Consider the following 16,235-nt stretch of genomic DNA (forward strand, 5'->3'; position numbering starts at 1 on the left):
TCCGAGAACCGGACCCGCGTCTTAGTAGCGGTAGTGTTCCGGCTTGAACGGGCCTTCGACCGGCACGTTGATGTATTTGGCCTGCTCTTCGTTGAGCTTGGTCAGCTTGGCACCCAGCTTGGCCAGGTGCAGGAAGGCGACCTTCTCGTCGAGGTGCTTGGGCAGGGTGTAGACGGCGTTCTCGTACTTCGAGGCGTTGGTCCACAGTTCGATCTGGGCCAGCGTCTGGTTGGTGAACGAGGCCGACATCACGAACGACGGGTGGCCGGTCGCGTTGCCGAGGTTCACCAGACGGCCTTCCGACAGCAGGATGATCTTCTTGCCGTCCGGGAATTCGACGTGGTGGACCTGCGGCTTGATCTCGTCCCACTTCAGGTTCTTCAGGGCAGCGACCTGAATTTCCGAGTCGAAGTGGCCGATGTTGCAGACGATGGCGTTGTTCTTCATCTCGCGCATGTGCTCGAGACGGATCACGTCCTTGTTGCCGGTGGTGGTGACGAAGATGTCGGCCTTGTCAGCGACGTCTTCCAGCGTCTGGACCTCGTAACCTTCCATCGCGGCCTGCAGGGCGCAGATCGGGTCGATTTCGGTGACGATCACGCGGGCACCGCCATTGCGCAGCGAAGCGGCCGAGCCCTTGCCCACGTCGCCGTAGCCGCAAACGACTGCGACTTTGCCCGACAGCATGACGTCGGTGCCGCGACGGATCGCGTCGACCAGCGATTCACGGCAGCCGTACAGGTTGTCGAACTTCGACTTGGTGACGCTGTCGTTGACGTTGATGGCCGGGAACGGCAGTTCGCCGCGCTCTGCCATCTGGTACAGACGGTGCACGCCGGTGGTGGTTTCTTCCGACACGCCGCCGATGGCGTCACGGATGGCCGAGTAGAAGCCCGGCTTTTCGGCCAGATAGCGCTTCATGACCTTGAAGAGGGCTTCTTCTTCTTCGTTCTGCGGGTTCGACAGGACCGACGGGTCCTTCTCGGCCTTCGGGCCAAGCACGCACAGCAGGGTGGCGTCGCCACCGTCGTCGAGGATCAGGTTCGGATAGCCGCCGTCAGCCCATTCGAAGATCTTGTGGGCATAGTCCCAGTACTCTTCGAGGGTTTCACCCTTGAGGGCGAAGACCGGCGTGCCGTTGGCCGCGATCGCGGCTGCGGCGTGGTCCTGCGTCGAGAAGATGTTGCACGAGGCCCAGCGCACTTCGGCACCCAGAGCTTCCAGCGTCTGGATCAGCACGGCAGTCTGGATGGTCATGTGCAGCGAGCCGGCGATACGTGCGCCCTTCAGCGGCTGCGACGAGCCATATTCCGCACGCAGCGCCATCAGGCCCGGCATTTCGGTTTCGGCGATGGCGATTTCCTTGTTGCCGAAGTCGGCAAGCGAGATGTCGCGAACGATATAATCGGTCATGCGGAGGGGTCTCTTATGTCATGCGCCCGCAGGCGAAGTGGCATGGAACGGCAGTTCTGTTGGTCTGCCCTATACCGCGCCTAGGCCTATAGAGCAATGATCATATAAAGAAGTCCTTATATGATTTCCTGACTACCCCCTAAATCTTTGATCCAGATTAAGGAACCGTTCGGTTTCACCACTTATGGACACACTAAAGGTCAATAGTGCGCCGGAACCCTAGTTCCGGTCATGTGGGTGGAAGTGGGATTAGCGTATGTCGCTTGATGCGTTGGAACACCGTATCCGTTTCATGGGTCTGGGTGAGGCGTCTGCCAGCTACAAGGCCATGTCGTCGGTTATCCGAAGCGCCCTGCCCGGTGCGCTGGACGCCTTTTATGACCGGGTACGGATGGAGCCGGAAACGGCCCGCTTCTTCCGCGACGAAGCCCATATCTCGGCGGCCCATTCAGCGCAGCAGAGCCACTGGAATGCGATCATCGAAGGTCGCACCGACTACGAATATGCGAACTCGGTGCGTGCCATTGGTCGCGTGCACGCCCGTATCGGTCTGGAGCCGCGCTGGTACATCGGCGGCTACAGCGTCATTCTGGCCCAGCTGACCCGCGCCATTATCGAGCGCCCGCGTAAGCTGTTCGCCAACAAGAAGGCGCACGACCGCGTCACCGCCGAGGCCATCGCCGAACTGGGCCAGCGCGTCATGCTGGACATGGACATGGCGATCAGCATCTATCTGGAAACGCTGGATGAAGCCCGCAAGCGCGCCCAGCAGGCCCACGCCGACGCCGAGGCCCGCCAGTCGGAAGTGGTGAAGGCGCTCGGCCAAGCCCTGCACGCCTTGGCCGAGAACGACCTGTCGACCACCATCTCTTCGACCTTCCCCGAAGAATACCGCTCGCTGCAACACGACTTCCACGCCGCGACCCGCGCCCTGCGGACCGCTGTCCGCGCCGTGGCCGACAGCGTCGAAAGCCTGAGTGCAGGCTCCAGCCAGCTGGCCGTCGCCTCGGAAGACCTCGCCACCCGCACCGAGCGTCAGGCCGCCAACCTCGAGCGCACCGTCAACGAAGCGGACGCCATCGCCCAACAGGTCGCCACCTCTGCCGACGGTGCCCGCCAGACCGCCGAAGCCGTGGCCGAAGCCCGCGCCGATGTTCAGGACACGACCAGCATCGTCGCCGACGCGGTTCAGGCCATTCACGCCATCGCCGAGTCCTCGAAAGAGATCGCCCGCTTTACCAGCCTGATCGACGAAATCGCCTTCCAGACCAACCTGCTGGCCCTGAACGCCAGCGTCGAGGCCGCCCGCGCGGGCGATGCCGGTCGCGGCTTCTCGGTCGTGGCGCAGGAAGTGCGGGCGCTGGCCCAGCGTTCGGCGGCAGCGTCGGGCGAAATCCGCGGCCTGATCTCCACCTCCTCGGCCCACGTCTCGCGCGGTGTCGATCTGGTCGAAAAGACCGGCGAAGCACTGGAGCGGATCGGGGCCAAGGTCGTGGCTGTTGACGGTCTGGCCGGCAGCATCGCCCAGTCGGCGCAGGAACAGGCCGAGGCCCTCGACCGCGTGCGTCGCGCCATGAGCGAGATGGACGACATCACCCAGCAGAACGCCGCCATGACCGAAGAAGCTACCGCAGCCGCCCGCCAACTGGCGCAGGAAGCCTATGGCCTGAACCAACAGGTCATGCGCTTCAAACTGGACGGCCATGACAATCCGGTGCGGCTGGCGGTGAACAACACACAGGCCGCCTAAGTCATCAGACATAAAGAAACGCCCGTCTCGAAAAAGGCGGGCGTTTTCATTTGTTCAGAAAGCTGAGCGACGCGTCAGGCGCGGGCGCGGCGCTGCATCGCAGAGGCCGGAGCCAGTTGGAGGCCCCGCTCGTTCAGTCCGGCAATCCAGCGGGCAGCAACTTCAACCGTGACCGGATAGCAGAAGCCCGAACCCATGGCGGCCCCGTCGGTCTTGGCTTGAACTTCGAGGGCGTGAAGCTGGCGCAGGATGGCGGTCGGGGACTGTTCTTCGTCGATCACGCGGTCGGCGGTCGCGCGGGCAAAGGCCCCGCTGCGGCGGCTGAAGGTGCCGTCATCAACAAAGGCCAGACCGCGCTGGCGAAGCTGGCTCATCACCGAGGTCACCGCTGCGTCGGACGTCATGAAGCGGTCACCGAGATAGTTGGTCACGCCATAATAGCCGACAGCCCGCGACAGCAGCCAATCCAGCTTGACCGAAACATCGTCGGCATTGCTGTTGGCCAGAAGCGTATAGGGGCCGGGATCATTGTCCGGATAGCCGGTCGGCTCCATCGGCAGCTCGATCAGCACCTCATGCCCATAGGACCGGGCCATGTCGATCCAGCGCTGCAATCCCTCGGCATAGGGAACGAAGCTCAGCGTCACTTCCGGTGGCAGGCGTTCGATCGCGGCGCGGGTCGTCACCGCGTTCAGGCCCAGCCCCCCGACCACCAAGGCGACAGCGGGCTTGCCGTTGGAACGGAACGGACGGGCATAGGCCTGTGCCGGAACGCGGCCATCGGTCGCAATGCGCGGCAGCGGCCCGTCCGGCCCCGGCTGATGCAGGCCTGCAATCGGCGCGGCGGGCAAGGGGTCGGGCTGTCGGACCGGCGCGGAGAAGGTTCCGGTCGTCGAAACATTGGCTCCGTCAGGCAACGTAATCAGGGCGTCACCGAAACCGGCAGCCCCCTCACCGTCCAGACCCTGACTTTCAAGGTCCTGATAGAATTCCAGACCGCCGAACTCGAACGCTTCCTCGCCGCTGACAGCGTCGACGGCGGGCGTGCGTTGCGACAGGCGGGCCTCTGCCGTCGGCAATCCCGCCATAGGGTCGCCGAGAACAGCCACGCCCGTGCCCACCAGCCCCAAGAGGCACAGACCTGCAGCACCGACCACGATCTGTGGACGGGCTTTGAGAGAAGCCATCAGGCGCTCTTTGCGGGAATGTGGCGGGCTACCCGCCTGAGCGGCCAGCACCGATTGTCGCTTGGCGAACATGGTCACAGGAATGCTCGATCAACAGTGGGGGTTTGCTGCCGCAGAACGGCAACCTTCAGCATTGATCAAGCCATGTCGGGGTTAAGAAACCCTAACGCCTGTTCACCACGATGGCGGATTTTATCAATCCGTCGTCTCTTCGGCCTTGGCCTCGGATTCCGCACCGGCGATCACAATGCCTTGCGGCGGTGCCGGTAGGCGGCTGAGGTCACCGCCAACCTTCAGCACGTCCAGCGCGCGTTGAAGCTGATAATCGACGTCCTTGTCGAAATCCTCGCCCGGCGCTTCGTGCGCCTGGTGCGGACCGCGGCGCTCGGCACCGATCGAGGAATCCAGTGCCGTTGCATAGGCCGCTTCGGAATAGACGAAGCTGGAGCGGGCGATGACGCGGGCCTCGGCGGCGCTGCGGGCTACCTCGAGGTCCGGCTCGATGCCGATCTTCTGGATGGAGCGCCCCGACGGCGTGTAGTAGCGCGCCGTGGTGATCGAAATTGCCCCGTCCTGACCGCCACGCAGCGGGATAACCGTCTGGACCGAGCCCTTGCCGAAGGAGGTCAGACCCACGATCGTCGCCCGCTCCTGATCCTTCAGGGCACCGGCCACGATTTCCGACGCCGAGGCCGAGCCATAGTTGATCAGCACCACCAGCGGCAGGCCGCCCGTCAGATCACCCGGCTTGGCCGACCAGCGCTCGATATTCTCGGGCTTGCGACCGCGCTGGCTGACGATTTCGCCGCGCTCGAGGAAGGCGTCCGAAACGGCCACGGCCGCATTCAGCAGACCGCCGCCATTGTTGCGCAGATCAAGGACAAAGCCCTTGATGCCCGGCTTCTCGCGCTTCAGGCGCTCGATGGTTTCGGTCAGTTCGCGGCCCGTGTTCTCGTTGAAGGTCGAGACGCGCAGATAGCCGTAATCGCCTTCCAGACGGCCCGTAACGGAATCCACCTTGATCACTTCGCGGGTCAGCTCGACCTCAAGCGGGTCTTCGCCGTCGCGCAGGAAGGTGACCTTGACCGAGGTCCCAGCCGCGCCGCGCAGCTTTTCCGACACGTCGCTGACGGTCATGCCGGCGGTGCTTTGGCCGCCGATAGCGCTGATGACATCACCGGCGCGCACACCGGCGCGGGCAGCGGGGCTTTCGTCCATCGGCGAGACGACCTTGATCAGCGCACCGTCCGCCGAAATGGTCAGGCCGACGCCCGAATACTGGCCCTCGGTGCGTTCGCGCAGGTCGCCATAGGCCTTGGGGGCCAGATAGTTGGAGTGCGGATCCAGCGCCGTCATCATGCCCGACAGCGCCGCTTCGATCAGCTTCTTGTTGTCGACCGGAACCACATAGACCTGCTCGACAATGCCCAGCACGTCGCCGAACAGTTCCAGCATACGGAAGGTCTCGTTCCGCGGGGTCTGGCTGGCCACAGCCGCAGCCGACCCCCCGAGGATCAGAGCCGCACAACCAACAAGAAGCAGCTTACGCATCTTTAGTTCTTTCCTGCGATCGCCACGTCCGGCGATCGATAAACTCACGCAATCCTGACGTGCTGTTGCGGCTTATACAATCAGTCCCACAAGGATTTTTTCCTTTTGGGCGATCATCCGTCGTCAAACTATTGCAACCACGGGGCCGGATCGATCGGGCGCTCGCCGCGCCTCAGTTCGAAATAGGCCTCGCCGTCCTCGCCGGTACGACCCAGCACCTGCCCCTCGGCCACGCGCTGGCCGACCTCGACCTGTGTGGAGTCCATGCCCGCCAGCACGGCACGCCAACCCGGTCCGAGATCGAGGATGACGATATCGCCCCACTCCTTCATCCGCCCCGCAAACAGCACACGCCCTGCCGCCGGAGCGGTCACATTGGTGTCCGAGGCATGCCAGCGCCAGCCCACCGAGCCCCCGCCATAGGTCTGGGACGGAAGGCCCGTGACCGGACGGGACAGGCGGTCACGTCCTGCGGGATTGGATGACACCGGCTCGCTGGCGCGGCTGTCGAGTTGTGGCAGGGCACCGCCCACCTCGCGGATGCGTTTCTCCAACGCCTCGGTCGCGCGTTCAGCGCGGGCCGCTTCGGCCCGCAGCACCGCACGCAGGGCCGTCTTGCGGGCCGTCAGGTTCTCGATCTCGGCGCGGCGCTGGTTCTGGGCGCTTTCGACTGTAAACAGGCGCTCGCTCGACATGGCCGCAAGGCGGCGGATGCGGTTGATCTCTTCCTGTCGCGCGACAAGGCTTTGGGTGCGCTTCTGGATTTCCGGCGTCATGGCGCGGATCATGATATTGGCACGCACCGTATCCCGCGCCCGATCCGCCGGAACCAGCAGGGGTGGCGGCGGTTTGCGCGACATCATCTGCAGGGCCGATAACAGGCGCCCCTGTGCGGCCCCTTCGCGCGACATCTGGGTCAGCAGCCGCGCCTCGCGTTCGCCCAGTTCCTTCAGGCGTTCGCGCTGGGCCTGCATCTGCAGGTCGTCGGCGGCTTCCTCGCCGCGCAACTGGGCCAGTTGTTCATCCAGCTTGACCAGATCCTCTGCCGCCTGCGCCGCCTCGGCACGCAGACGTCGGGCTCGGGCCATCTCGTCGCGGTATTCCGCCGTCAGTCGGGCCAGTTCCTCGCTCTTGGGCTGACGCTGGCTATAGGCCACCCCTGCTGTCGCCAGCAGAAGCGCACTCGTCGTCGCCGAAATGAGGAGGATGGATCGTTTCATCAGTCCCGATGATAAGGTGATCCGGCCAGGATCGTCACGGCCCTATAGACCTGTTCCGCCAACATGGCGCGTGCAAGGGCATGCGGCCATGTCTGGGGGCCAAAGGCAAGGGTCGAGCGGGCCACCTCGCGCACGCGCGGGTCCAGCCCATCGGCACCGCCGATCACAAACACCAGCTTGCGTTCGCCCTGATCGCGCAGATTGCCGATGTGCTCGGCAAAGGCGCGACTGGAATAGGCCTTGCCGCGTTCGTCACAGGCAATCAGGTGCGCGCCCTCGGCGGCGGCCAGCAAAAGCTCGGCTTCCGGTCCCTTGCCCGATTTGCGCGGTTCAAGGTCGATGAGTTCGAGGGGGCCTAGCCCCAGCGGACGACCCGCAAGGGTCGCCCGCCGGGCATAGTCATCAGCCAGAGTGGCTTCGGGCCCACGGCCCGGCTTGCCGATGGCGGCAATGGCCAGCTTCATGGCGTGTCGTCTCGGTCAGATCAGTTGCGGCCAGCGCCACGGTGCGCGCTGTCGACAGCCCAGATCTTCTCGATGTTGTAGAAGGTGCGGACTTCCGGACGGAACAGGTGGACGATGACGTCACCGGCATCCAGCAGCACCCAGTCACAGTGCGGCAGGCCTTCGACCTTCACCTTGCCCAGACCGTGGTCCTTGAACAGGCGCAGAAGGTGGTCGGCCAGTGCACCGACGTGACGGTGCGAGCGGCCCGAAGCCACGATCATGGCGTCGGACATCGGGCTCTTGCCACGCAGGTCGATCAGGACGATGTCCTGTGCCTTGTCGAAATCAAGTTTGGCAAGGATGGCGTTTTCCAACTCGGTTGCACCGGTCGGCAGCGGCTGGCGATCGCCAGCGTCATCCTCGTAGGACTCGTCGTCAAACTCGCCCGCGTCCGAATGGAGGGGATCGAGGGCGTCTGTATCACGCTCTGCCGATTGGGCAGTGACGTCGTGCACATCGTGCGCGGATTGGGGGCTCAGCGGAGGGCTCCAATAGGGTTTACCAAAGCCCCACTATAGCACGGCCTGAGGATAACGTCACCCGTCCTGCATCGAACGCTTGCGGGCGGCACGGATTGCGGTCGAGGAACGGGGATTCAAAGGGGCCACCAGATAGGTCCACGCCGGGGCCTCGAGACTGGGCAGAAGCCCCGCCTCGTTAGACGGAATCCGGTTGCGCCCGAACCTTACCGCGGCAGGCGCAGAACGGCTGTCCAGCAGGCTTCCGGGGCGGGCGATGACCGCCATCGGCATCAGGCGCATGATGTCCGTCCACCCCCGCCAGCGATGGAAGCCGGCAAGGTTGTCGGAGCCCATCAACCAGACGAACTTCACCCCCGGGTGACGGGCGACCAAAGTTCTAAGCGTGTCGATGGTCCATTGGGTGCCGATACGGGTCTCGACGTCCGAAACAATCATGTTCGGGCCAACCGTTTCAGCCACTTCGCGCGCCGAGGCCATCCGCTCTGCCAGCGTGGCCATCTCATGGCTCGATTTCAGCGGGTTTTGCGGCGAGACCAGCCACACCACACGGTCCAACCCAAGGCGGCGCATGGCCGTCTCGGCGACGTGGGCGTGCCCATCGTGTGCAGGATTAAACGAGCCGCCGAAAAGGCCGACCTTCATCCCCGGCGTCAGGTGCAGGCCATCACGCAGGGCTCCCGAACGGAGACCGCTGCCTTTGGGCGCAGGACCGGCATGGAAAAACGACAAGGGCAGCTCTGCGGCTAAGGGATCGACAGCGGCTTATGCTCACCTGTGCCCTAACATGGGCGCAGGCCTCTGTCTTGAGCAAAAACGGGCAATCTTACCTAACGGAAATCAGAACTCGCGCCAGCTGGAACCCGGATCGCGCTCACCTGGCTGGGCCAGCTGTTGGCCCCAGGTAATCATCATCAAGGCCTTGTGGCTGCGGATCTTGTACTGGCCGATCATCGGCGTCACCGCGCCCAGCGGCAGGCCGGTACGGGTGTCGTAGATAAACCCCGAAAACTCGGCCACGCCCATGCGGTCGCGGTTCGAATACAGCGACACTTCCGGCAGGGAGACGACGTTCAGCGCCTCGTTGATCGGCACCCGCATGTCCGGAATACCGAAGACGCGGCGCATCTGTTCCAGCGAAAGGGCCGTGGCGCGCACTTCAAACACCGCATCGGACTCGCCGCGCTCGCGCACCAGAGCATAGCCGGCTTCCGACAGAGCGGCGCGGATCGCGCTCAGGGCATAGCGGGAGTTTTCCGCGACGAAATAGGTCTCGTCGACATAGACCCGCGCCCCTTGCGGGATCGGCAGAGTCAGACCCTCGACCGCCCGCTCTGCGGCACGGTTGACCAGCAGCATGTCGGTGGCGGTACGGGCCGGATTGGTCTCGGTGACCGAGGCGCATGCCGACAGGCCAAGCAGGGCGGCGACCAATACAGTCGCCACGACGGGCTTGCGGTGATCAGCACGCGCCATGGTCATTACCAGCTGCCCGTATTGGCCATCGAGGCCCACGGTTCCGCCGGAGCCTTGCGCTCGCCCTTTTGCAGCAGCTCGATCGAGATGCCGTCCGGCGAACGGACAAAGGCCATCCAGCCATCGCGCGGCGGACGATTGATCGTCACGCCACCCGCAGCCAGCTTTTCACAGGCGGCATAGATGTCGTCGACCTCGAAGGCCAGGTGACCGAAGTTGCGGCCACCGGTGTAGTCCTCGGTGTCCCAGTTATAGGTCAGCTCGATTTCCGGCTGCTTCTCGGCACGGGCGCGGGCCTCGTCTTCCGGCGCGGCCAGATAGATCAGGGAGAAACGGCCCTCTTCGCTGTCCATGCGGCGGGTCTGAACCAGACCCAGCAGATCGCAATAGAAGTGAAGCGAAGCATCGAGGTCCTTAACGCGGACCATGGTGTGGAGAAAACGCATACTCAACCTATCGTTTGACGGGCGTGAAGATGACCGAAGTCAGTGGGCTTCCGGCGGACGGGCAGCCGGGTCCAGATATTCGCTCTCGTCGTGGTGGTTGGCCGACAGGACGAAGCGACGGTCGCAGTATTTGCACTCGACCTCGTTGTCCTCACCCATTTCCATATAGACCAGCGGGTGGCCCAGAGCGCCGCCGCCACCATCGCAGGCGACGCGCTTTTGCGTGACCAGAATTTCTTCAGCTTGGGGGACGATGGCGTCAGAGTGGCGCGGCGGCATGATGTATCCTCGGGAAGGCGGTTGCGTCTTCCTAAGCGCACACCGCCGCGAGGTCAAACCATCGACAATAGCCGCGCTTTTTGAACATGCGCGCGGTTCAGGCCGTCAGCTTGCTCGACCAAAGAGCGATTTCAGGCGCGCGCCCCAACGCGCAAACTTCTCGCGGCGACGGGTATAGATGCCCAGCCCCAGACAGGCCGCCCCCACCCAAAGGCCGGCCTCGCCCATCACGCCAAACACGCCCGCAATGGCAAAGCACGTTGCCGTGGTGATGTAGCCGGCCTTGAGCGCAAAGAAGGCTGCGGCAAAGCCCGCATATCCGATCACGCAAAAGCCCAGCGCCGTCAGGCCGATGATCCTTAGGCGCAGCGGGCGTTTGGTCGAGGTCGTTTCGGTGATGGTCGAGACGGTCATATCAATATGTCCACTTCGCTTGTCTTAATGTCAATGACGCTTTACATGACACTCCGCACATATGTCAAGCATCCTTGTCAGAGGGTTTTTATGGTTTGACGGCTTGGCTAGAGGCCCGTTCGTGCCTACCTATCGGGTCGAACCTCACTCTTTCAGTCAAAGCCCTCCCGCATGACCGCAACGCCTGCCCTGCCCGACAACGCCATCGAAGTTCGCGGCCTGAAAAAGACCTACAAAGGCAATGGCAAGGCACCGGCCAAGGTGGCCCTTCGCGGCGTGGACCTGACGGTCAAGCGCGGCTCGATGTTCGGCCTGCTGGGCCCCAATGGTGCGGGCAAATCGACGCTGATCAACATCATCGCCGGTGTGGTCAACAAGTCCGAGGGCACGGTCAAAATCTGGGACCGCGACATCGATACCGAAGCGCGCGACGCCCGTTCGGCTCTGGGCGTGGTGCCGCAAGAAATCGTCGCCGATGTCTTCTTCACCCCGCGCGAAAGCCTTGAGGTGCAGGCGGGCTTTTATGGCGTTCCCGCCAACGAGCGCCGCTCGGACGAGTTGCTGGCTGCTCTTGGCTTGTCGGACAAGGCCAATGCCTATGTGCGCCAACTGTCGGGCGGCATGAAGCGCCGCCTGATGGTGGCCAAGGCGCTGGTTCACAATCCGCCCGTGCTGATCCTCGATGAGCCGACGGCGGGCGTTGACGTCGAACTGCGTCGCCAGCTTTGGGACTATGTCCGCAAGATCAACGAGGAAGGCGTCACGGTCATCCTGACGACCCACTACCTCGAAGAAGCTCAGGAACTTTGCGACACCATCGCCATCGTCAACCGTGGCGAGGTGGTCACCTGCGAGCCGACCCAGCAACTGCTGCGCCGTCTGGACACCCGCAATGTGGTGGTGGTGCCGGAAACCCCGATCGAGGCCCTGCCTGACCTGAACGGCTTTACCGTTTCGCCCCGCGCCAACGGTGCCTTTGCCGTGACCTATCGCACGGGCCAGTCCAGCGTGGAGCATGTGCTGGCGGCGGTTCGCGGGGCGGGGATTTCCATCCGCGACATCTCGACCGAGGATCCGGATCTGGAGGACGTCTTCCTCGCCCTCACCTATGGCGACGCCAGCCGCCCCGATCCGACCAAGGACTGATCGCTCTAGATCACCATCACCGTGCCCAAGAGGACGCGAGCACCGGATCGGCCGAGAACACGGTCCGTCGCTCGCTGAAGAGCGCGGGTTAGTGCGTTTAAATCGGGCACAGCGTCCGGCAGCATACGGCTGGCCTCTACCCGTACGGCTTCGTTGAACGCGGCATTCAGGCGCGGCTTGGAAAGCTGTGCGCGTTCCATCAGCGAACCGTCCGCGATCATCAATGTGCTTTCGACCGACATGATGGCCCGACGCCCCTGCGGACGCAGGACCGTGGCCGTTGCCAGCGCCATCTGAAGGTTTCCGCCCGCGGGCGCGCTCTTCTTCTCGGAACGGGCCTGGGCGGGAAAGGCGGCGGCCATCAGTCCGCCAGCAGCCAATAGGATTGCGCGTCTATGCATGACCCAAAGCATAGGCCGCCTGTGTTTAAGGGGCCGTTACGTATAGCACTGCCGTGCGATGCGCGTTAGCGTGACCCCATGATGCGTGATCCCCGAGATTACCGCCCCAATGTCGGGGTGGTCCTGTTCAACGACGCCGGTCAGGTTTGGCTGGGGCGTCGAGCCCACACCCCCGGCCCCTACAACTGGCAGTTCCCGCAAGGCGGCGTTGACGACGGCGAAGACCTCGAAGCGGCGGCCCGGCGCGAACTCAAGGAAGAGACAGGCGTCACCAGCGCCGACTTCCTCGCCCGCACCGAGACCTGGGTCTATTACGACTTTCCGGACTCTGCACAGGGCCCCAAGGCCTGGCGCGGCTTCAAGGGCCAGCGCCAGATGTGGTTCGCCTTCCGCATGACCGGGCCAGAGAGCGAGATCGACCTGTTCGCCGACGACGAGGTCGAGTTCGAGGAATGGCGCTGGGGTGATCTGCACGAAGCGCTGGACCTGATCGTGCCGTTCAAGCGCGAAGCCTATGAGGGCGTGGTCGCGGCCTTCCAGCATCTCGCCCGCTGATCCCCTTAGATTTCAAAGAAAAAGGCCCCCGTCAGCGATGACGGGGGCCTTTTCTATTTCAGTCCGGATCGTGCCTTAGGCGACGATTTCCGAAGCCTCTTCGGCGAGGATCGTCAGACCCTCGGCGTTGACGTCGGCGAAACCGCCTTTGACGTCGAAGCGACGGCGGGCGTTGCCTTCGTAGATCGTGATCACGCCTTCACGCAGCGTGGTCATGAACGGGGCGTGGCCCGGCAGGACGCCGAAGTCGCCCTCGACACCCGGCGCGTCGACCTGATCGACCTGGCCCGCGAAGATTTCGCGTTCCGGGGCGACGAGGGAGAAGTTCAGCTTGCCGGTCATGGATTAGGCCTCGGCAGCCATCTTCTCGGCCTTGGCGACCACTTCCTCGATCGGGCCAACCATGTAGAAGGCGGCTTCCGGCAGGTGGTCGTATTCGCCGTCGCAGATCGCCTTGAACGAACGGATGGTGTCCTTCAGTTCAACGAAAGCACCCGGGGTGTTCGTGAACTGCTCGGCCACGTGGAACGGCTGCGACAGGAAGCGCTGGATCTTACGAGCGCGAGCCACGACCAGCTTGTCGTCTTCCGACAGTTCGTCCATGCCCAGGATGGCGATGATGTCCTTCAGCGCCTTGTACTGTTGCAGGATTTCCTGAACGCGACGGGCAACGGTGTAGTGTTCTTCACCGATGACCAGCGGGTCCATGATACGCGAGGTCGAGTCCAGCGGGTCCACGGCCGGGAAGATAGCCTGAGCCGCGATGTCGCGGTTCAGAACGGTCGTGGCGTCCAAGTGGGCGAAGGTACCAGCCGGAGCCGGGTCGGTCAGGTCGTCGGCCGGCACGTAGATGGCCTGAACCGAGGTGATCGAGCCCTTCTTGGTCGAGGTGATGCGCTCTTGCAGGTTACCCATTTCGGTCGCCAGCGTCGGCTGATAGCCCACGGCCGACGGCATACGACCCAGCAGAGCCGACACCTCCGAACCGGCTTGGGTGAAGCGGAAGATGTTGTCGACGAACAGCAGCACGTCCTTGCCTTCTTCGTCGCGGAAGTATTCCGCGATCGACAGGCCGGTCAGAGCCACGCGAGCACGGGCGCCCGGCGGTTCGTTCATTTGGCCGTACACGAGGGCGCACTTGGAGCCGACGGTCGAACCGTTGTTTTCCTTCGGGTCGACGTTCACGTTCGACTCGATCATTTCGTGGTACAGGTCGTTACCTTCGCGGGTACGTTCACCCACACCGGCCAGAACCGAATAACCGCCGTAAGCCTTGGCGATGTTGTTGATCAGTTCCTGCATGGTCACGGTCTTGCCCACGCCGGCGCCGCCGAACAGGCCGATCTTACCACCCTTGGTGTACGGGCAGATCAGGTCGATGACCTTAATGCCGGTGACCAGGATTTCAGCCGAGGTCGACTGTTGGTCGAAGGTCGGAGCGTCCTTGTGGATCGGACGGTATTCGGTGGTCTGGATCGGGCCAGCTTCGTCGATCGGCTGACCGACGACGTTCATGATGCGGCCGAGGGTGCCCGGACCGACCGGAGCCATGATCGACTTGCCGGTGTCCACGACGGCTTGACCACGGGTCAGGCCTTCGGTGGTGTCCATGGCGATGGCGCGGACCATGTTCTCGCCGAGGTGCTGGGCAACCTCGAGAACCAGGGTGAACGGCTCGCCGGTCTTCTGGTCGATGTTCTGGGTTTCCAGAGCGTTCAGGATGGCCGGAAGCTGGCCTTCGAACTCGACGTCGACAACGGCGCCGATGACCTGGGCGATCTTGCCCTGGCCAGCAACGGCGGCGGTGGCGGCGGCAGCGGTCTTCTTGGCAGCCGGCTTCTTGGCGGCGGGTTTCTTCGGAGCGGTGGCGTCGGTCATGGGTGTGTCCGGTTCGGAATTGTGTCGTTCGGGATCAGATGGCTTCGGCGCCAGCGATGATCTCGATCAGCTCGGTGGTGATCTGGGCCTGACGTTTACGGTTGTACTGCAGGGTCAGGGCATTGATGAGGTCGCCCGCGTTACGCGTGGCGTTATCCATCGCAGCCATCTGCGAGCCAAAGAAGCCCGCTTGGTTTTCCAGCAGCGCCGCCAGGATCTGGGTCGTCAGGTTACGCGGCAGCAGGGTCTCGAGGATTTCCTCTTCCGACGGCTCGTACTCGTACAGAGCCGTGGCGGCGTCGGCCGCCGGAGCCTGCTCGATCTCGGCCGGGACCAGCTGTGCGCCGGTCGGGACCTGCGAGATCACCGACTTGAACTGGCTGTAGAACAGCTGGACCACATCGGCCTCGCCGTTCTCGAACATTTCGGCGATCAGTTCGGCAATCGGCTGTGCCGAGTGCAGACCGACGGTCTTGTGTTCCGACAGTTCGAAGGTGCGAACCAGCTTCTCGCCGTACAGGCGGGCCAGTTGGTCGCGGGACTTGCGGCCCACGGCGATGATCTTAACGTCTTTGCCGTGTGCGATCAGGCTGTTGATGCGCTCGCGCGCGGCCTTGATCACGTTCGAGGAGAAGCCGCCGGCCAGACCCTTGTCCGCCGTGGCCACCACGATCAGGTAGCGTTGATCCTCGCCGGTTCCGGCGAGAAGGCGCGGAGCATCCGCACCTTGCACGCCGGCGGCCAGGTTAGCGATCACCGAAGCCATACGCTGGGCGTAGGGGCGGGCGTTTTCAGCCTGCTCCTGTGCACGCTTCAGCTTGGCCGCGGCGACCATGTTCAGGGCTTTCGTGATCTTCTGCGTCGACTTAACGCTTCCGATCCGATCGCGCATTTCCTTGAGGCTGGCCATCCGGCGTTACTCTCGCTTCGGTTGGGGCTCGGGTTAGGCGAAGGTCTTGACGAAGGCTTCCAGCACGCCCTTCAGCTCGGCTTCGAGCTCGGCGGTCAGGTCCTTCTTGGTGCGGATGCCTTCCAGCAGCGACGCGTTGTTGGCGTGCACGCGGGCCAGCAGTTCCTTTTCGAAACGGCCAACGTCACCAACAGCGATGCCGTCCAGGTAGCCACGGGTACCGGCGTAAACCGACACGACCTGCTCTTCCATGGTCAGCGGAGCGTACTGCGGCTGCTTCAGCAGCTCGGTCAGGCGAGCGCCACGAGCCAGCAGCTTCTGGGTCGAGACGTCGAGGTCCGAACCGAACTTCGCGAAGGCGGCCATTTCACGATACTGGGCCAGCTCGCCCTTAATCGGGCCAGCGACCTTCTTCATGGCCTTGGTCTGAGCCGACGAGCCCACGCGCGACACCGAGATACCGACGTTCACGGCCGGACGGATGCCTTGGTAGAACAGGTCCGATTCCAGGAAGATCTGGCCGTCGGTGATCGAGATCACGTTGGTCGGGATGTAGGCCGACACGTCGCCAGCCTGTGTTTCGATGATCGGCAGAGCGGTCAGCGAGCCCGAGCCGTCGTCGCC

At 63.6% G+C, this 16,235-nt stretch carries 18 protein-coding genes and 1 pseudogene; 3 read left to right on the top strand and 16 right to left on the bottom strand.

Translation table 11 applies throughout. The annotated features are described in order from the left end of the window. Positions 1 to 21: 21 nt before the first annotated feature. Positions 22 to 1,413, bottom strand: coding sequence for an adenosylhomocysteinase (ahcY, locus tag Q0Y42_RS08350; RefSeq protein ID WP_297802298.1), 1,392 nt, complete (start codon positions 1,411 to 1,413; stop codon positions 22 to 24). Positions 1,414 to 1,669: 256 nt separating this feature from the next. Here ahcY and Q0Y42_RS08355 point away from each other — a divergent pair, with 256 nt between their 5' ends. After that, positions 1,670 to 3,163: a globin-coupled sensor protein gene (locus Q0Y42_RS08355; RefSeq protein WP_297802301.1), complete on the top strand. Its 1,494-nt coding sequence runs from the start codon at positions 1,670 to 1,672 to the stop codon at positions 3,161 to 3,163. Between the two features lie 74 nt (positions 3,164 to 3,237). Here the strand turns inward: Q0Y42_RS08355 and Q0Y42_RS08360 are convergent, their stop codons facing one another. The 10 genes from Q0Y42_RS08360 to Q0Y42_RS08405 form a co-directional block, all read right to left on the bottom strand. After that, entirely contained in the window at positions 3,238 to 4,422 is a 1,185-nt protein-coding gene (locus Q0Y42_RS08360) for a divergent polysaccharide deacetylase family protein (RefSeq protein WP_297802348.1), read from the bottom strand. Positions 4,423 to 4,545: 123 nt separating this feature from the next. Next, positions 4,546 to 5,901, bottom strand: a complete 1,356-nt coding sequence (locus Q0Y42_RS08365) for a S41 family peptidase (protein ID WP_297802304.1) — start codon at positions 5,899 to 5,901, stop codon at positions 4,546 to 4,548. A 128-nt stretch (positions 5,902 to 6,029) separates the two neighbouring features. Further along, positions 6,030 to 7,121: a peptidoglycan DD-metalloendopeptidase family protein gene (locus tag Q0Y42_RS08370; RefSeq protein ID WP_297802306.1), complete on the bottom strand. Its 1,092-nt coding sequence runs from the start codon at positions 7,119 to 7,121 to the stop codon at positions 6,030 to 6,032. Beyond that, positions 7,121 to 7,585, bottom strand: a complete 465-nt coding sequence (rlmH, locus tag Q0Y42_RS08375; protein ID WP_297802309.1) for a 23S rRNA (pseudouridine(1915)-N(3))-methyltransferase RlmH — start codon at positions 7,583 to 7,585, stop codon at positions 7,121 to 7,123. The genes Q0Y42_RS08370 and rlmH overlap by 1 nt, the downstream gene beginning before the upstream one ends. Positions 7,586 to 7,605: 20 nt before the next feature. Then, complete coding sequence (rsfS, locus tag Q0Y42_RS08380; RefSeq protein ID WP_297802312.1) at positions 7,606 to 8,082, bottom strand: ribosome silencing factor; 477 nt, start codon at positions 8,080 to 8,082, stop codon at positions 7,606 to 7,608. 81 nt (positions 8,083 to 8,163) lie between these two features. Beyond that, positions 8,164 to 8,838 carry a nicotinate-nucleotide adenylyltransferase gene (locus Q0Y42_RS08385; RefSeq protein WP_366108221.1) on the bottom strand — a complete coding sequence of 225 codons (675 nt, stop codon included), beginning with the start codon at positions 8,836 to 8,838 and terminating at the stop codon, positions 8,164 to 8,166. Between the two features lie 108 nt (positions 8,839 to 8,946). Beyond that, a complete protein-coding gene (locus Q0Y42_RS08390; protein ID WP_297802315.1) occupies positions 8,947 to 9,582 on the bottom strand; it encodes a DUF6655 family protein in 636 nt (211 codons plus the stop codon). A gap of 5 nt (positions 9,583 to 9,587) precedes the next feature. Next, on the bottom strand, positions 9,588 to 10,028 hold the full coding sequence (gene gloA / locus Q0Y42_RS08395) for a lactoylglutathione lyase (RefSeq protein WP_297802318.1): 441 nt from the start codon (positions 10,026 to 10,028) through the stop codon (positions 9,588 to 9,590). Between the two features lie 39 nt (positions 10,029 to 10,067). Continuing rightward, complete coding sequence (locus tag Q0Y42_RS08400; protein WP_297802320.1) at positions 10,068 to 10,307, bottom strand: zinc-finger domain-containing protein; 240 nt, start codon at positions 10,305 to 10,307, stop codon at positions 10,068 to 10,070. Positions 10,308 to 10,412: 105 nt separating this feature from the next. Continuing rightward, positions 10,413 to 10,721, bottom strand: a complete 309-nt coding sequence (locus tag Q0Y42_RS08405; protein ID WP_297802323.1) for a hypothetical protein — start codon at positions 10,719 to 10,721, stop codon at positions 10,413 to 10,415. A 171-nt stretch (positions 10,722 to 10,892) separates the two neighbouring features. On the opposite strand from Q0Y42_RS08405, the gene Q0Y42_RS08410 reads away from it, so the two are divergent. Then, positions 10,893 to 11,867 carry an ABC transporter ATP-binding protein gene (locus Q0Y42_RS08410; RefSeq protein WP_297802326.1) on the top strand — a complete coding sequence of 325 codons (975 nt, stop codon included), beginning with the start codon at positions 10,893 to 10,895 and terminating at the stop codon, positions 11,865 to 11,867. Between the two features lie 5 nt (positions 11,868 to 11,872). Here the strand turns inward: Q0Y42_RS08410 and Q0Y42_RS08415 are convergent, their stop codons facing one another. Continuing rightward, complete coding sequence (locus Q0Y42_RS08415; protein ID WP_297802329.1) at positions 11,873 to 12,268, bottom strand: Tat pathway signal protein; 396 nt, start codon at positions 12,266 to 12,268, stop codon at positions 11,873 to 11,875. 78 nt (positions 12,269 to 12,346) lie between these two features. On the opposite strand from Q0Y42_RS08415, the gene Q0Y42_RS08420 reads away from it, so the two are divergent. Continuing rightward, positions 12,347 to 12,823: an RNA pyrophosphohydrolase gene (locus Q0Y42_RS08420; RefSeq protein ID WP_297802331.1), complete on the top strand. Its 477-nt coding sequence runs from the start codon at positions 12,347 to 12,349 to the stop codon at positions 12,821 to 12,823. A gap of 75 nt (positions 12,824 to 12,898) precedes the next feature. On the opposite strand, the gene Q0Y42_RS08425 is transcribed toward Q0Y42_RS08420, so the two are convergent. The 4 genes and pseudogenes from Q0Y42_RS08425 to Q0Y42_RS08440 form a co-directional block, all read right to left on the bottom strand. Continuing rightward, positions 12,899 to 13,165, bottom strand: a complete 267-nt coding sequence (locus tag Q0Y42_RS08425) for an ATP synthase F1 subunit epsilon (protein ID WP_297802334.1) — start codon at positions 13,163 to 13,165, stop codon at positions 12,899 to 12,901. A 3-nt stretch (positions 13,166 to 13,168) separates the two neighbouring features. Beyond that, positions 13,169 to 14,701, bottom strand: a complete 1,533-nt coding sequence (gene atpD, locus Q0Y42_RS08430) for a F0F1 ATP synthase subunit beta (RefSeq protein ID WP_297802337.1) — start codon at positions 14,699 to 14,701, stop codon at positions 13,169 to 13,171. A 34-nt stretch (positions 14,702 to 14,735) separates the two neighbouring features. After that, positions 14,736 to 15,611, bottom strand: coding sequence for a F0F1 ATP synthase subunit gamma (locus tag Q0Y42_RS08435; protein WP_297802341.1), 876 nt, complete (start codon positions 15,609 to 15,611; stop codon positions 14,736 to 14,738). Positions 15,612 to 15,644: 33 nt separating this feature from the next. After that, positions 15,645 to 16,235: pseudogene (locus tag Q0Y42_RS08440) on the bottom strand (F0F1 ATP synthase subunit alpha); the annotation flags it as partial.

It is taken from the genome of uncultured Brevundimonas sp. (assembly GCF_947305955.1).
GTDB lineage: Bacteria > Pseudomonadota > Alphaproteobacteria > Caulobacterales > Caulobacteraceae > Brevundimonas.

Excerpts from the sequence above, each read along its gene's own strand:
- ahcY (WP_297802298.1), bottom strand. The coding sequence starts at position 1,413 with ATGACCGATTATATCGTTCGCGACATCTCGCTTGCCGACTTCGGCAAC.
- Q0Y42_RS08355 (WP_297802301.1), top strand. The coding sequence starts at position 1,670 with ATGTCGCTTGATGCGTTGGAACACCGTATCCGTTTCATGGGTCTGGGT.
- Q0Y42_RS08360 (WP_297802348.1), bottom strand. The coding sequence starts at position 4,422 with ATGTTCGCCAAGCGACAATCGGTGCTGGCCGCTCAGGCGGGTAGCCCG.
- Q0Y42_RS08365 (WP_297802304.1), bottom strand. The coding sequence starts at position 5,901 with ATGCGTAAGCTGCTTCTTGTTGGTTGTGCGGCTCTGATCCTCGGGGGG.
- Q0Y42_RS08370 (WP_297802306.1), bottom strand. The coding sequence starts at position 7,121 with ATGAAACGATCCATCCTCCTCATTTCGGCGACGACGAGTGCGCTTCTG.
- rlmH (WP_297802309.1), bottom strand. The coding sequence starts at position 7,585 with ATGAAGCTGGCCATTGCCGCCATCGGCAAGCCGGGCCGTGGGCCCGAA.
- Q0Y42_RS08390 (WP_297802315.1), bottom strand. The coding sequence starts at position 9,582 with ATGGCGCGTGCTGATCACCGCAAGCCCGTCGTGGCGACTGTATTGGTC.
- gloA (WP_297802318.1), bottom strand. The coding sequence starts at position 10,028 with ATGCGTTTTCTCCACACCATGGTCCGCGTTAAGGACCTCGATGCTTCG.
- Q0Y42_RS08400 (WP_297802320.1), bottom strand. The coding sequence starts at position 10,307 with ATGCCGCCGCGCCACTCTGACGCCATCGTCCCCCAAGCTGAAGAAATT.
- Q0Y42_RS08405 (WP_297802323.1), bottom strand. The coding sequence starts at position 10,721 with ATGACCGTCTCGACCATCACCGAAACGACCTCGACCAAACGCCCGCTG.
- Q0Y42_RS08410 (WP_297802326.1), top strand. The coding sequence starts at position 10,893 with ATGACCGCAACGCCTGCCCTGCCCGACAACGCCATCGAAGTTCGCGGC.
- Q0Y42_RS08415 (WP_297802329.1), bottom strand. The coding sequence starts at position 12,268 with ATGCATAGACGCGCAATCCTATTGGCTGCTGGCGGACTGATGGCCGCC.
- Q0Y42_RS08420 (WP_297802331.1), top strand. The coding sequence starts at position 12,347 with ATGATGCGTGATCCCCGAGATTACCGCCCCAATGTCGGGGTGGTCCTG.
- Q0Y42_RS08425 (WP_297802334.1), bottom strand. The coding sequence starts at position 13,165 with ATGACCGGCAAGCTGAACTTCTCCCTCGTCGCCCCGGAACGCGAAATC.
- atpD (WP_297802337.1), bottom strand. The coding sequence starts at position 14,701 with ATGACCGACGCCACCGCTCCGAAGAAACCCGCCGCCAAGAAGCCGGCT.
- Q0Y42_RS08435 (WP_297802341.1), bottom strand. The coding sequence starts at position 15,611 with ATGGCCAGCCTCAAGGAAATGCGCGATCGGATCGGAAGCGTTAAGTCG.